The following is a 14,915-nucleotide window of genomic DNA, read 5'->3' as shown; positions in this document are numbered from 1 at the left end:
CGGCCCTCAGCGAACGGCCGGCTGGGCCGGCGGGGCCGGAGGCCCAGCGGCCAGCAGGGCCTCCGGCCCCGCCGCGGAGCGGCGCACGCTGCTGTAGCGGGTGAGCCGCACGCCGATCATCGATTCGAACTTGTCGCGCACCGCGGCGACCGAGAGGCCCTTGGCGGCGCCGTTCGCGTCCTTGGCGTAGAAGATCGTGCGGTTGGCGGCCGCGGGCTTCGGCAGCAGGTTGGCGGCGACGGCGTCCGGCGCGGCCTGCGCGCGTTCAAGGAGCCGCGCCGCCCCGTCGGGGCCGAGGAAGTGGACGAGGTAGGTCTCGCCGCCCGTGAGCGGCCGCCCGAGGCGGCGGGCGATGCGCTCGCCGTCACGCTTGAGCATCTCGGCGGCCAGCACCGCCGACAGGTAGGCGTCGCGGCGGAGATCCAGGATCCGGGCGCGCTCCTCGGCGCGGACCGCCTCCGACTTGTCGAGGAGGAGCGCCACGGTCTTCGCCTCCCCGGCGAGGCCGTAGCGCGGGCCGAAGTCGCGCACGACCGCGAACCAGGTCTTCTCGATGAACTGGAACAGACCCGTGGCCGAGGAGGTGCGCGCCTGCACCTCGGTGGCGAAGCTCGATTCCTTGTCGGCGATGGCCATGAGCAGCACCGGATCGGTGCCGGTCGCCGCTGCCGCGCGCACGATCTTCTCGACGAGGTGGCGGCGGATGCGCATCGGGCCGAAGGTCAGGAGGTCGTTCGGGTTGCGCGTCCCAGTGGCATCGCCCTGCAACTCGCGGGCGAGGTCCCCGTAGGCGGCGAGTTCGGGCCGCTCGCCGGCGCGCTGGCGCACGTCCGCGTAGTCGCCGCTCACCAGCGAGGCGCCGACCGCCGCCGCGAGCTTGATCGCGGGGAGGGTGACGGGTCGTGCGCCGGCCTCGTCCCCGCTTCGGCCCAGGATCCGGATGCGGGGCTGCAGCGGCGAATCCGGCCGGTCGAGGTCCGAGACGTCGTAGAGCTGCCCCGCGGCTTCCGCGCTCACCAGCACCACGTCGGGCTCGGCCGCGAGCGTCAGGATCGCGCTCGCCGTCCCGTGCTCGTCCGCCTCCTCGGTCTCCGCCGGCACCCCGAGCCAGCCCACGCCGCCGCCGAGGCACGCCATGAGCGCGATCGCCGCGAGGCCCGCGCCGCGCCAGCGCGGGGCGGCGAGGCCGAAGGAGCCGAAGGAATCGACGGCCGCTGAGGCCGGCGCGCCCGCGTCGAGGCCGCGCGCGACGTCGAACCAGTCGATCCCGCCATGATCGGGGTCCTGGCGCAGGTCCTCGATCGCCCGCGCCATGCGGCGCGCGACGGGGGCGGGAAGGCGCAGCCCGCGCGCGAGCGCGGCCCCTGTCAGCGGCCCCGGCGTGCGAGCCGCGAGCCTGAGCGCCCGGAACCAGTCGGAGAGGCGGGGACGCGCCCGAAAACGGGGTGCCGGCGCAGGGGTAGAGCTTGTAGCCGCAGGCCCGGCACGCGAAGGCGCGCTGCTTCTCCAGGAACCGGCTGACCTCACCACGGCGGCAGGCCGGGCAGGAATCGGCGAGGCCGCGCGCGACCCGCACGGCGGCCAGGCAGGCCTCCTCGCGGCGTCCGGTCGGGTGAGGGTGCAGGCCGGGCATGGGTCTCGCCTCGCGCGTCGCGGGGCGGCTCTTCCGCCCGCCTGAAGGGAGTAGCAGGCGGCATCCAGGCCCGACTGTGAGCAGCTTCACGCAAGCGCCGGCCGGGCGCCGGGCTCGTAGCGCACGACCACGACCGTGACGTTGTCCCGCGCGCCGCGTTCGAGCGTCAGCGCGACGAGCCGGTCGCAGGCCGCCTGCGGGTCCTCCGCGAGCGCGTGGGCCAGGATCTCGGTGTCCTCGACATGGCCCGTGAGCCCGTCCGAGCAGAGCACGAACCGATCCCCGGGCCGCAACTCGCCCGCCTCGCATTCGAGTTCCGGCTCGGGCCGCACCCCGATGGCGCGGGTGATCACGTTGCGCCGCGGCCAAGTGCGGGCCTCCTCGGGGCTGAGGACCCCCTCCTCGACGAGCGCCCGCGCCTCGGTGTGGTCGCGCGAGAGCGGCGCGATCGCGCGGTCGCGCACGAGGTAGACCCGGCTGTCGCCGGACCAGATGCAGGCGAAGTGCGGCTCGAAGGTGAGGAGTGCGGCGAGGGTCGAGCCGATCGTGGTGCCGCGCTCCTGGGCGAGCGCGTGCACGGCGGCGTTGGCGCGCAGCATCCGGTCCTCCAGGCGGGCCAGGAGGTCGGCGGCGCTGACGGCCTGCCCGATGGAGGCGAGCGCCCCGACGATCGCCGCGCTCGCGACCTCGCCGGCCGCGTGCCCGCCCATCCCGTCCGCCACCGCGAAAATGCCCCGCTCGGGGGCGGAGAAGCAGCGGTCCTCGTTGATCTCCCGCACGCAGCCGACATGGGTCGCAGCGCCCGCCCGGAACGGGTGGGTGGGGACGGGGGAGGGCGGGACGGCCCGGGAGAGGGCGCGGCGCGCCCCGCGCGTGAGGGCGCTCAGCACGGCGCGCCTCCCGGAAACTCGCCGGTGAGGAGGGAGGCGAACAGGTCGGGCCGGGGCATCCGGTGCGCCACGACGGCGCGCGGCGCGAAGCCCTCGCCCCCTTGCGTCCAGAACACTGCGAGCGCCGCGGCGTGGCGCGCGGGATCGGCGCGCCGCGCCTGGTCGAGGATCGCCGGGAAGCCGAGCGCGAGCGGCAGCGCGAGCGCGTCCGGCGCGTCCTCCGGCGGCGGCTCCGCCCCGAGAAAGGGGAGGGTGGCGAGTCGGGCGGTCAGGGCCTCGAAGGTCGCCCTCTCGTCGAGGGCGGAGAGCAGCAGCGCTTCGGCCGCCGCGCACCAGGGGGCGTGCGCGTCCACCTCCGGCGGGGGCAGGGCCTCGCCGCGGTCCGCGATGGCGAAGAGCGCGAGCGGGAAGTAGCGGCCGATCCCGTCGACCGAGGGCATCAGCACCCCGAGCACGGGCGCCCCGCAGATGTCGGCGCCGAGCCAGAACCGCCAGAGCGGCGCGCGCAGGTATGCCTCGCGCCAGCCCTCGGCGAGCCGCGCCCGGCTCGCCGCGAGCCCGCCCTGGAGCCAGGGCTCGACGGCGGCGAGGACGGTGCGCGGCACGTCGTGGGCGACGAAGTCGCGCTTCATCGGCAGCTTGCCGTAGAGACCGAGCCGCATGACGGATCCCTCTTGGTCACAGGCTGCTCGGGCAGCGGAACTCCCGCAGCGCCGGAAGCGTGAGCGGATTGGCAATGGCGCTCACGGCAAGGCGGTAGGATACGTCGCGTCCTCCGAGCGAGAAGGTCGCCACGACCGCGTCGCCCTGCCGGAGCAACGAGCCGGCCTCCAGGAGGCGGTAGAGGGCCCAGGCCCCCGCGCGCTCGACGCTGGCCGCGTTCGTCCCGAAGATCCCCTCGACGCTCACCGCCGCGCGGCCGAGGCCGGAGGCGCCGGGCCAGGCGAGCGAGGCGGGCGCGTTCACGCCGGTGCCCGCCTCGACGGTGCTGCCGTTCAGCTCGAACTTCGCGCGCGTCGCGTCCCCGGTCAGCGCGAGCGGCGTGACCGCGAGGGTGAAGCCGGGCGTGGTCCCGCCGGCCGCGAAGAAGGCGTCGCGGATCTCGGCCGCGCGCTGGAACTCGCGAAGGGTCGCGAGCGAGAAGGCGCGGGCGACCTGGTCGTCGGCGCGCCACGTCCATTGCGGCCGCGAGCGGTCCACGTGGGAGACGAGGTTCTGCGTGAAGAAGCGGTCGAGGATGCCGCCGGGGGCGAAGAGCCGGGCGAAGTCGGCGAGCGGGATCTCCCGCTCGGAGCGCGCGAAGGGGTAGCGGCCCGCGACGGCCGCCTGGCACTCCCGCGTGACGGTCTCGGCCAGCCCCTGGGCGAGGCCCGCCACCGCCGCCCCCGTGACGCTGCCCTCGAACTCGGCTGCGGCCCCCTGGATCATGGCCTCGAACGGGGCCGGGAAGCGGGACGCGAGCGAGCGCAGGTTGCGCGCCTGGGCGGAGAGCGGCGCGGTCGCCCCGCCCGGCGCGGCGGCCTCCAGCGCGGCGGCGCGCAGGTCGCTCAAGTTCGCCAGCAGGGCGTCGACCGCCCGCTTCCCGCCCTCGCCGTCGAGCACGGCGTGGAAGGCCCGGAAGCCCGCCTCGATCGCGGCGCCCGGCGCCTCGCTCGCGTCGATCCGCGCCGGGCCTGCGGCCTGGGGCGGCGTGCGTTCGAGCGCGAGGCGCCCGAGCGCTGAGGCGGTCGAGGCCACGCGGGACGGCAGCACGCCCGCGGCCTGCCGCTCGGCTTCCGCCGACAGCGCGCCGGCCACGACGGCAGCGGCCTTCGTGGCGCGGGGATCGGCCTCCGTCCCGGGCCGGGCCGCGGGCCGCTCGCGGGTCAGGCGCGTCTCGGCTCCGACGGATTCGAGGAGGCGCTTGAGCGGAGAGGTCGGAGCCGCGAGCGCGGTGAGCGCCACGTAGCGCGGCCGGTCGGCGGCAAGCGGGCGCAGCTTCAGGCGCCCGAGAGTGCTGCGCCACGCCGCCGCGAAGTCGCGGGCGTAGAGCTTGAGGAGGTCGGCGAAGAGCGAGCCGTACTGCGCCGTGTAGGCCTCCTCCTCGCCCGCGCCGCCGAGCACCCAGCGGTCGCGCCCCACCGCCTCGGCGATGTCGCCGAATCGGTCGATGAAGGCGTCGAAGAAGCCGTCGTAGGTCAGGAAATAGGGCACGCGCACGCCGTCGAGGTCGCCCCGCCCGGTCGCCTCGAAGACGAGGGCGGCGTCGGGTCCTGCGGCGGCGGCGAGCGTCCAGTCGCGGCGGCCCGAGGCGCGCGCCTCCGACTTGAGGAGTTCGTAGGCGCGCTCGGCGACGCTCAGCCGCGCGAGGGTGCGCTGCGTCTCCTCGACGAGCCCCTGGTTGATCGACACGACGGGCTCGCCCGCATCCTCCAGGTCGAGCATCGCCACGAGGTGGTCCTCCAGCAGCTGGCGGCCCTTGGCGAAGCCCGCGCCGGAGTAGAGGAACTCCGCCCAGTCGCGGCGCATCCAGGCGAGGACGAGGTCGCGGTCGAGGGGTGCCTCGGGCCGGCGCCCGATCATCAGGTAGACCTTCAGGGCTTCGTAGAGGACGCCCGGATTGCCGCGATTGGCCTCGATCAGCTCTTCGAGCCGGTAGATCAGGCGCGGGCGCAGCAGGCGTTCGAGGCCGGCATGGTAGGCGGTCTCCGCCGCCGAGCCGAGCCGCGCGCGCTGGGAGAGCCCGAAGGTCGCCAGGACCGGCCCGGCCTCGCCGCGGCTCGCGTAGCCGGCCGGCAGGTAGCGCAGGGTGTTGAGATAGGGCAGGACCTTCGAGAAGTTGCGGTCGGCGACGACGGAGTCGCGCAGGACGTCGACCGCCTCGGCGCGGTACTTCGCGGCCCCTGCGGCGGCTTGGCCCGAGAGCGCCTCGTTGCGCAGGAAGCTCGTCCACCACAAGCCTACCGCGAGCGCCGCCGCGAGCGCGAGGCCCGCATAGGCACCCGCGCGCAGGGCCAGCAGGCGGCGCAACGCGGCCCGGTTCGTCGAGACCCAGCCGGCCTCGGCGATGACGACCTTCCGCAGGAGGTCGGCGAGGAAGAAGCTGCGCCCGAGCCCCGGGGCGGCATCGGGCGCCGCGTCCTGCGAGCCGAAGCTGCGCGACAGGGCGCCGATGAGCCGGTCGATCGGCGTGCCCTGCTGCGTGCCCGACACGAAGTAGAAGCCGCGCAGGGCCGCCGCCGCGTGGTAGCGCGTCGGCTCGAAGACGGCGGTGAGGAAGTCGACGACGAGGTCCTTGAGCGAGGCGACCTGGGACGGGAAGCCGAAGAGCACGACCCGCGAGGTCGGGTTCGGCTCCTCCTGCAGCCGGTCGGGCAGCCACGCGTTCGTCCGCTCGACGAGGGCGTCGAACTCGGCGGCGACCGACCCGACCATGTTGCGGGTGCGCTCACCGGTCTGGAAGGTATGGCCCCAGACCATGCGCCGCCCGGCCTCCGGCAGATGGCCGAAGAATTCGGCGAAGCCCGCGATGAGGTCGGCCTTGGTGAACAGGGCGTAGACCGGGAAGTCGACGCCGAGCCGCTCGTGCAGTTCGAGGAGCCGCTTGCGGACGGCGGAGGCGTGGGCGGCGACCGCCTCGGGCGGCCCGGCGATCAGGTCCTCCAGGCTGATGGCGACGAGGACGCCGTTGATGGGCTGGCGCGGCCGGTGGCGCTTGAGGAGGTCGAGGAAGGCGAGCCAGCTCTCGCGGTCGCCGCGGGGATCGGAATCCTGCGTGGTGTAGCGGCCGGCCGTGTCGATCAGCACGGCCTCCTCGGCGAACCACCAGTCGCAGTAGCGCGTGCCGCCCGCGCCGGCCACCGCGGCGGCGGCGCCCTCGCGCGCGAGCGGGAACTTGAGCCCGGAATTGACCAGCGCCGTCGTCTTGCCGGCGCCCGGCGGGCCGATGATGACGTACCAGGGCAGTTCGTAGAGCGGGTCGCCCTTGGGCGAGCCGACCTTGCGCAGCGTCGCGAGCGCGTCGCGCATGGTCGCGCCGAGGACCGCGCCGTCGCCCTCGTCCCGGCTGATCTCGGCTTCGAGCGCCGCTACGCTCCGCCTGTGGCGCCGCAGGCGAAGCCCGCAGGTGGCGAGCCCCGCGAGCAGGATCGCGGCGGCGAGCGCGGCGCGCGGGAGGTCGCCTTCGAGCGGACGCGCTGTGCCGAAGGCCACGAGAGGACCGGCCCACCAGACGAGCGCCGCGAGGGCGGCGGAGCCTGCGAGCGTGGCGAGAAGACCGAGCCAGAGAGGGCGGGAGCGGGGCAGTGTGATCATGGTGGGGATCCTTCGGCGTCAGCTGCCGCGGGGGATGAGGATCTCGACGCGCCGGTTGCGGGCGCGTCCTTCGACGGTGTCGTTCGGGGCCACGGGCGCGTCCGGCCCCTTGCCTTCGACCTCAAGGCGCTCGGGCTTCTCCGGCGCTGCCCGGATCGCCGCTGCGACCGCCTTGGCGCGCGCGACCGAGAGGTCGAAGTTCGAGGCGAAGCGCCCGTTGCGGACCGGCGCGCTGTCGGTGTGGCCGACGATCCGGATCGGCCCCGGCTCGCGGGCGATCAGGCCGGCGACGCGCTGCAGCAGCGGGCGGAACTCCGCCGTCACGGCCGCGTCGCCGGGTGCGAAGAGCGCGGCGGCGAGCCGCACGACGACCTGGGAGTTCGTCTCCTCGACCGTGACCCGCCCGGCCGAGGCATCGGCGGCGAGCGCGTCGCGCAGGGCCGCGGCCGGGCCGCTCGGAGGCGGCGGAGGCGGAGGTGGGGGCGGCGGAACCGGGGCGCGCCGCTGAATGCCGAGTTCGGTCGTCGGGTGGAGGGTGACGAGGGTCTCGGCGGTCGTGTCGGCGTCGCGCGCCAGCAGGAGTCGCAGGGCGAGGTAGAGGGCGAGCAGCGCCGCCGCCGTGACCGCCGCCACCGTCCAGAGCGGGACCGCCGGCCGGGCTGCGGCCGCCGGGATGTCCTGGCCCTGCCAGCGCGGCGAGATCTCGGCCGGGGCGGGGCGGGCCCGCCGCAGCGTCTCGTAGAGATTGCGCTGGATCGCCTGGAGCGCGGCGGCCCCGCCCGCGGAGGTGCGGTGGATGCCCTGGAAGCCGAGCGCGAGGCAGGCATGCTGCAGTTCCAGCAGCGCGTAGTTGCCGGCCGGGTCGAGCTTGGCCCGCTCCAGCTCCTCGAAGAAGCGCACGCCGCCGACGCGCTCGCCGAAGAAGCGGCTAAGCATCGAGTACTGCGTCCAGACGTGCCGGTCCTCGGTCGGGATGTTCTGCACCACGTCGTCGGCCGTGGCGCAGACGACGTACTTGGCGGTCCGCGTCTGCTCGGGCGAGGCGCCCGCGCCGCGCACCTCGCGCTCGAACTCCTCGATCGCCGCGGCGACCTGCTCCATCAGGTTGGCGAAGGAGGCGCGCGAGAGCTGGACGCGCAGGCGCCCGATCAGCAGGAGGAGCGGCCCGGCCGCGCGCAGGAACGGGTTCTCGTTCGGCGCCACCACCACGTCGCGCCTGAGCACCAGGGCGCGCCCCGGCGGCGCGGGCTCACGGGCGGGCGGCAGCGGATCGGGGCGCGCCCAGGCGTCCTCGCCCATCGCGGGCGGCGCCGCGAAGCTGGGCGCCGGGAAGGGCGCCTGGAGGCTCGCCGGGACGCGCCGGGCGACCGGCGCCTCGGGGGCTGGGCTCGTCGCCTGCAGGGCCGCCTGCGGCGCACGCCGTCCGGCCGGGTTCGGCAGGATGATGGTGCGGTCCGAGCGGCCGAAGGGATCGAAGGGCGCGTTCATCGCCGGCCCTCCAGCACCGCCCACAATTCGAGGGCGAGGTCGGGCCAGTCGCCCGAGAAGTGCATGCCGAGCGAACTCGCGACGCTGAATTCCGGCCAGAGCGGCGATTGCCGGTCGAGCAGGAAGTAGACGTGGTCGGCCATCGCCCGGATCTGCGGCGGGGGCGTCGGGAGGTGGACGAGGCCGACGCCCGGCAGGTGGGCATGCACGATCTCGTTCATCTTCGTGTTGGGCCCGATCTTGAACAGGTGCGGGAACTGCGCCTGGATCTCGGTGAGCGGCCGGCGCGCCGAGACTTCGAGCACGAGGTTGGCGTTGCGGAAGAGGTTGCGGTCGCGGATCGTCGAGACGAAGGCGTTGGGCGCCCGCTCGACGATCTCGAGCCGGATCGCGCGCCGGCCGATCTGCGCGGACAGGAAGTCCTGGATGTCGCGCAGGAGCGGGCCGAACACCCCTTCGAGGTCGTTCTGGTTGTAGACCGGATAGGCGCGGGCGCGCCGCTCTATGGTTGCGAAGGTCGCGAGCTCGCCCGCGATGCGCAGGAACTCCTCGTAGAGCCGCTCGGGATGGACGCAGCGCGAGGCCCGGAAGTGGCGCAGCACCGGGAGGTGGCGGTTGAGGAGCTGGAGCACGAAGTAGTCCGCGCTCTGGAGGCCGCCGCCCGCCGTCGGGTCGGCGGCGTAGCGCGCGAGTTCGTCGAGCCTGGTCTCGATCCAGCCGACCACCCGGTCGATCCAGCCGTCCGCCACAGGGTGCGCCGCGCAGGACAGCACCGGCGGGACGAAGCGCTCGTCGAGCACCACGGTGTGGTCGCGGACCTCCAGCACGCGGGCGACCGGCAGCACCACGTAGCCGGGCTTGGCCGTGCGACGCAGGTCGAGGGCGAGCCGGGGATGGGCGATCTCGATCTCCTCCTCGACCCGCAGCGGCGCAGTCGAGTCGATCAAGAGTTCAGTGGCGTGGACGTAGCGGCTCGCGGTGTCGGCCTCCTCCGCGTCGAGTTCGCGGGTATTGGCGGCGGCGACCGGCAGCGTCAGCCAGAGCAGGTGCTGGCCCGCGCCCTCCGGCACCTCGACGGGGGCCGGGAGCGGGGCATGGCCCGGCACGTCGAAGGGGGTTCCGTCCGGCAGGATGCCGGCCGCGCGGCGCAGGCCGAAGCGGCCCTGCTGCGCGAGATCGTGGTCGATCTCCAGCACCGAGAAGCCCCAGGGGTAGGGCGTGACCGGCCGCACCCGCGCCTCGACGAGGTGCTCGACGTAGCGGTCCGCCTGCTGCAGGTGCTGGGGCCGGAGGAACAGGCCCTCCGACCATGCGACCTTGCTCGTCCAGGACATGAGCGGATTCCTCTTGCGTTGGTCGGGGCGCCTGCGACGGCCGGGACCGTGGCCCCCGCGTGTTTCGCGGCCGTGCCGCGCCGCGCGGGGTCTGTTGCGCCGGGGTTGCAGTGAGGCTCAGGCCGCGCCGCCGCGGTCGTAGCACTCGGCGAAGAAGGTCATGAACGCGTCCTCGACGCCGCCCTCGTAGGGCGCGGTCATCGCCTGCCAACGCAGGACGTAATGGTCCCACAGCCGGCCGCGGCGTCCCCCGAGGAGACCGCCGAGGCCGCCGCCCGCGACGCTCTCCTCAACGGCGTCGGGGGCGAGATCCTGCAGCAGCAGGCGCAATGCCCCCTGCATGGCCGCGTAGGTCTTCATTTGATGGCCCTTCAGGTCGCAGAAGCCGTCGTCGAGGGCGCGCCGGGCGTCGAGGTAGCCGCTCGGGTCGGGGCCCGCCGCGGGGCGCGTGGCGAACATCAGCCGCAGGGCGTCCTCGACGCCGGGCGAGAACTTGAGCGGGTTGTTGTTGCGCGCCCGGATCGTCGTCTGCTGCGTGGCGCGCGCGACCCGCTTCGTTTCGGCGCGGGCGGCGAGCAGGTCCTTGAGGTGCTCGGCCGTCAGCCGCAGCAGCGCGCCCGCCTCTTGCGCCACGTCCCCCGGATCGCGTTCCGCGAAGACCTCCGGCGGGAGGCCGAGGCCCGCTGCGAAACGCGCCGCGACGTCGGTCGCGGCGGGCCGCGGGGGCGGGGCGGCGGGCTCCGGGGCAGGCTCGCTCGGGGCGAGCCGCGTCTCGGGGAGGACCGGGGCGGCCTCCTGCGGTCGCTCCCAGAACTCCGCCGGCACCGCGCGCCGGGGCGTCGGGACCGGGCCTAAGGGCGCGACCGTCCGGGCGGGCGCGGGCCGCCCGGCCCAGTCCTCGGGGGCGGCCGGCAGCGGGGGCAGCACGTCGACGATCCACTCGTCGAACCCGGCATGGACGGGCCGCGAGGCGCGGGCGGGGCGCAGCTCGGCCGCCGGGATCGGGGCCGCCGCCTCGCCGGCCGGCAGCCAGTAGGCGTCGGGGGCGACGGGCTCGGGCGCGCGCGCCGCCGGGGCCGGAGCCTGCGACTCGCCCGCCTCGCCCTCGACCCGCACCGCGATGATGTAGCGGCCGATCTCGAACCGGTCCCCGTCGCGCAGGCGGTGCGGCCCGGCCATGCGGGTCTCGGCGCCGTTGACGTAGGTGCCGTTGCTGGAGACGTCGTGCAGCCAGTAGCCGCCGTCGCGGAAGCGCACCTCGCAGTGCTTGCCCGAGATCGTGCGCGACGGGTCGGGCAGGCTCCAGTCGAGATAGGCGTCGCGCCCGATGTCGATGCCGCGCCGGCCCGTCACCCTGACGGACAGGGGGCCGCCGTCGGGCAGGCAGGTCTCGTTCTCGATCGTCAGGTCCAGGATCATGGCGGTCCTCCCTCAGGAGCGCGCGGGGTCGAGGAGGCCGAGCGCAGCCTCGACACAGGCGCCGAGGCGGGCGGCGCGCTCGCGCGCCGTCACCCGCGCGAGCGCGGTCAGGATGGCGATGGTGGCGGCCCGCGCGGTCATGTGCGGCAGGGCGGGGCGCGGCGGCTCGCCGGGTGGCGCGAGGCTGCCGCCCGACCACGCGGCGGCGAGCGCGAGCCACGCTGTCGCGAGGCGCCGGTCGCCCTCGCCGCGGGCGAGCGCCGCCCGCCGCTGCGCCTCGCCCGGGTCGCTCCCCCAGGCCTCGGCGGCCCGCAGGGCGTCGTCCTCCTCGCCCGGCCGGATGCCGAGGAGGGCCCGCACGCAGACGCAGGCCCACCACACGGCCTCGCGGCGCGGGAGCGCGTGGGCGCAGAAGGCCACCGCGTCTTCCGGGGTCGGCCCGGCCGCGAGCGCGCGGGCGAAGCGGGCCGGGGCCTCGTCTGTGGGTGGGGTGGCGATCATCTCGGCGACCGGCGGGAAGGCCTCGAAGACCTCGCGGGCGCGGGTGAAGCGGGGCTGGGGCATGGGACGGCCTCACCCGATGCTCAGCTGCGCGCTCGTGAGGGCGAGATGCGCCGCCCCGTCGATCGCGATGTCGCCGGATTCGATGCGGATCCTGGCGGGCTCCATGACGATGCGGCTCGCCCCGACCTGAAGCACGAGCCGCGTGCCGGCCTTGATCGAGACCGTGCCGGCGGCCTCGACGCTCCAGTTGCCGTTCTCGATGCTGAGCCGGTCGTCCCCGTTCCGGAGCGTCGTGGTGCGCGAGGGCGCGCCCGCGGCCGGCGCGAAGGCCTCGCCGATGGTGCGCGTCTCGGCCCGCCGCACCAAGGTCTCGTGGTCGCGCTCGGCCCGCAGCCGCACCAGCTCGCCGCCCTTGCGGTCGTCGAGTGCGAACTCGTTGTGGCCGTTGTGACCCTTGCTCGCGTCCGACTTGACGCCCGAGACGGTCTTGTCGTCGAGCAGCGCGTAGGGGAATCGGTTGTTCTTGTTGTAGACGGCGCCGACGACGAGCGGCCGGTCGGGATCGCCTTCGAGGAACTCGACCACCACCTCCTGGCCGACGCGTGGGATGACCTGCCAGCCCCAGGACTTGCCCGCCCACATCTGGGCGACCCGGACGGGCCGGGAGATCACGTCGCGCTCGCGGTTCCAGTGGAACTGCACGAAGACGCGCCCCTCCTCGTCCACGTCGATCTCCTCGCCCTCCTTGCCCTTGCGGGCGACGACGGTCGCGGTCTGCGGGCCGTGCACGAGGGCGCGCGGGGTGACGGGGGGCGCCCGGAACGGGATGTCGCTGCGCAGGAATTCGTACTGCCCGCGATAGGCGGCGCCGGCCGCGACCGGTTCGGCCCCGGTGCGGTAGGCCTCGCCCGCGAAGACGTGGCGGGCGCTCACCACGAGGTACTCGCCGTCGTCGGTCGGGTGGCCCTGCACCGTGGCGAGGCCGCCCGGCGCGAGGCTCACGGCGTCGCCCGCGACGTGCTTGCGGTGATCGAGCGCCTGCTCGGCCTGGAGCCGCACCCGCGCGAGGCGCCGGCCGCGCTCCTGCTCGGTGTAGCGGCCGGGATAGTCGTAGGCTTCGAGCAAGGCGCGCGCGTAGCCCTCGGAGGCTTGCGCGTCCGCCTTCAGGTCGGCGGCGGGCTTCATCGGGTCGAAGTCGTTGAGCGCCATCCGGCCGGTGCGGAAGCGCCGCTCGGCCTCCCAGGAGTGGATGTGCTCCGCCTCGGGCTGGTCGCTGCCGGCAAGCGCCACGAAGGGGATCCGCCCGCCCGCGGCGGCGACCGGCTTGTGGCAGGAGCGGGCATCGGCGAGGACGAGGACGTGGCGGTCCTCGCCGTGCTCGTGGAAGGTGTAGATCCCGTAGAGCTCCATCAGCCGCGACACGAAGGCGAGGTCGCTCTCGCGGTACTGCACGCAGTAGTCGAGCTTCGGGTAGTCGCCCCGGCTCGCCCGCACCTCGAAATCCGGGAAGCCGCCGCGCTGGAACACGTCCTCGATGATGTCGAGGGGCGTCTTGTCCTTGAAGATCCGGCAATCGGCCTTGCGCCCGAGGAGCCAGAGCCAGGGACGCAGGGTGAGCCGGTAGGCGTGGTAGGCCGACTGCTCGATCCCGGCCCAGCGCGCCTCGGTGAGCACGCCGTTGAAGTGGCGCGTCGCGCCTCCGTAGCTCGCGACCGACACCGTGCAGGTGCGGCCGAGCGCGCGGGTGAAGTCGAGGTTCGCCTGCGTGCTCAGCGCGTCGACGCGGAACTCGAACAGGGTGCTCAGGCCCTCCTCGGCCTCGAAGCGGGCGAGCACGAGCCGGTCCGCCCCGAGCGGCGTGGTCAGCCGGGCGATGCGCTGGGTCTGTTTCGGCTCGTCGGGCACGGTGGCCTCTCCTGCCTTTCGGGGCGGCGCGAGGGCGCCGGTTCATCCGGCCCGGACCCTCGCATCTCCGGCGGCGGGCTTCCGTGACGGCGTTCACAGACCCCGGCCGGCGGACGGGCCAGGGTTCGGGCGACTTCAGCGCGGATGCCGCCCATGCCGACCTCCGACCTCCCGTTCGCCGCCGCCCGCCTCCTCGACGCGGTCGCGCCCGACGCCCCCTGCGGGCCGGACCTCGACGCGGCGGGCGATCCCGACTTCCTGACCCTCGTGGCGCGGGCCGAGGGGCTGCTGCCCGCTTCCTTCTTCACCCGCGACGAGGAGGGGCGGCCGGTTCCCTTCGACCGCACGAGCCTCGATGCCGCCGCCGAGCTCACGGCGATCGGGGCGATGCTGGCGCGGACGCGCGACCTGCGGCTCCTTACCCTCGCGGCGCGCTTCGGCGCCCTCGACCGCGACCTGCCCGGCCTTGCCGCGTGCCTGACCGGCATCGCGGCGCTCCTCGCCGAGCGCTGGGACGGCGTGCACCCGCAGGCGGAGGAGGGCGACCACGCGCTGCGGGCCGCCACCCTGCAGGCGCTCGACGACATGCCGACCGTGGTCCTGCCGCTCCAGCACGTCGTCCTCGCCGAGAGCCGGCGGCACGGGCCGCTCACCTTCCGGCGCGTGATGGCCGCCGCGGGCGAGGTCGCGCCGGGCGCCGACGAGCCCCTCGATCCCGGCACGGTCGAGCGGATCCTCGCCGACGCCGACCCGGAGGCGCTCGCCGCGCGCCGCGCGGCGCTTGCGGAGATCCGGGACGCCGCGCAGGCGATCCGGCGCGTCACCGCAGAGCGGATCGGGCCGTCCGGCGCCGTGAGCCTCGATCGCCTCTCGGCGCTCGCCGGCCGGATGCTGGCGCTCCTCGGCTCCGCCGCGCCCGTACCGGCACCCGCGCAGGCCCTGGAGCCCGACGCGACGCCGCTGCCGCGGGACGAGACCGTGCCCCCCGGGAGCGTGGCGGAGGCCGCGGGCGCGCTCGCGTCCGTCGCCGCCTACTTCGCGCGGGCCGAGCCCTCCTGCCCGGCGGCGCTCCTCGTGGCGCAGGCGCGCCAGCTCGTGGGCCGCTCCTTCGCGGAGGCGATCGCGATCCTGCTGCCCGCCCACGCGGACCAGGCGCAGATCACGGTCGGGCGCCGGGGCGAGACAGGCTTCGCGCTGCCGGTCGCGCAACTCGCGAGCCTCGACGCGCCCGCGCCCCCCGCCGAGGCGGAGGAGGAGGCGCCCGCCGCCGCGAGCCGGGCCGAGGCGCTCGGCCTCCTGCGCCGCGTCGCCGCCTTCTACCGCTTGGCTGAGCCGTCGAGCCCGGTCGCGCTGCTCGCCGAGCAGGCCTGCGGCCTCGTCGACCGCGACTTCCTGAGCCTGCTGCGGGACGCCCTGCCGGGCGCCTCGCTCGCGGAGCCGGCTTCATGA

General features: G+C 75.2%; 10 protein-coding genes. 1 reads left to right on the top strand and 9 read right to left on the bottom strand.

Going from position 1 to position 14,915, the window contains the following annotated elements; all coding sequences use genetic code 11:
• Positions 1 to 6: 6 nt before the first annotated feature.
• The 9 genes from MNOD_RS41490 to MNOD_RS14425 all read right to left on the bottom strand — a co-directional run bounded on the left by MNOD_RS41490 (position 7) and on the right by MNOD_RS14425 (position 13,466).
• Positions 7 to 1,314, bottom strand: a complete 1,308-nt coding sequence (locus MNOD_RS41490) for a transglycosylase SLT domain-containing protein (protein WP_015929664.1) — start codon at positions 1,312 to 1,314, stop codon at positions 7 to 9.
• A gap of 405 nt (positions 1,315 to 1,719) precedes the next feature.
• Positions 1,720 to 2,523, bottom strand: coding sequence for a PP2C family protein-serine/threonine phosphatase (locus MNOD_RS14460; RefSeq protein ID WP_015929663.1), 804 nt, complete (start codon positions 2,521 to 2,523; stop codon positions 1,720 to 1,722).
• Complete coding sequence (gene tagF / locus MNOD_RS14455; protein WP_015929662.1) at positions 2,517 to 3,185, bottom strand: type VI secretion system-associated protein TagF; 669 nt, start codon at positions 3,183 to 3,185, stop codon at positions 2,517 to 2,519. Before tagF ends, MNOD_RS14460 begins: the two co-directional genes overlap by 7 nt.
• A 16-nt stretch (positions 3,186 to 3,201) precedes the next feature.
• Positions 3,202 to 6,816 (bottom strand): type VI secretion system membrane subunit TssM, encoded by a 3,615-nt coding sequence (gene tssM, locus MNOD_RS14450; protein WP_015929661.1) that lies wholly within the window; start codon positions 6,814 to 6,816, stop codon positions 3,202 to 3,204.
• 18 nt (positions 6,817 to 6,834) lie between these two features.
• A complete protein-coding gene (gene tssL / locus MNOD_RS14445; RefSeq protein WP_015929660.1) occupies positions 6,835 to 8,304 on the bottom strand; it encodes a type VI secretion system protein TssL, long form in 1,470 nt (489 codons plus the stop codon).
• Complete coding sequence (gene tssK, locus MNOD_RS14440) at positions 8,301 to 9,638, bottom strand: type VI secretion system baseplate subunit TssK (RefSeq protein WP_015929659.1); 1,338 nt, start codon at positions 9,636 to 9,638, stop codon at positions 8,301 to 8,303. The genes tssL and tssK overlap by 4 nt, the downstream gene beginning before the upstream one ends.
• A 117-nt stretch (positions 9,639 to 9,755) precedes the next feature.
• Entirely contained in the window at positions 9,756 to 11,057 is a 1,302-nt protein-coding gene (tagH, locus tag MNOD_RS14435; protein ID WP_015929658.1) for a type VI secretion system-associated FHA domain protein TagH, read from the bottom strand.
• Positions 11,058 to 11,069: 12 nt separating this feature from the next.
• Positions 11,070 to 11,621: a DUF6931 family protein gene (locus MNOD_RS14430; protein WP_015929657.1), complete on the bottom strand. Its 552-nt coding sequence runs from the start codon at positions 11,619 to 11,621 to the stop codon at positions 11,070 to 11,072.
• A gap of 9 nt (positions 11,622 to 11,630) precedes the next feature.
• Positions 11,631 to 13,466: a type VI secretion system Vgr family protein gene (locus MNOD_RS14425; protein WP_015929656.1), complete on the bottom strand. Its 1,836-nt coding sequence runs from the start codon at positions 13,464 to 13,466 to the stop codon at positions 11,631 to 11,633.
• A 153-nt stretch (positions 13,467 to 13,619) separates the two neighbouring features.
• Here MNOD_RS14425 and MNOD_RS14420 point away from each other — a divergent pair, with 153 nt between their 5' ends.
• On the top strand, positions 13,620 to 14,915 hold the full coding sequence (locus MNOD_RS14420; RefSeq protein ID WP_015929655.1) for a type VI secretion system protein TssA: 1,296 nt from the start codon (positions 13,620 to 13,622) through the stop codon (positions 14,913 to 14,915).

The organism is Methylobacterium nodulans ORS 2060 (assembly GCF_000022085.1).
Classification (GTDB): Bacteria; Pseudomonadota; Alphaproteobacteria; order Rhizobiales; family Beijerinckiaceae; genus Methylobacterium; species Methylobacterium nodulans.
This window is presented reverse-complemented; position numbering and strand designations above follow the sequence as displayed.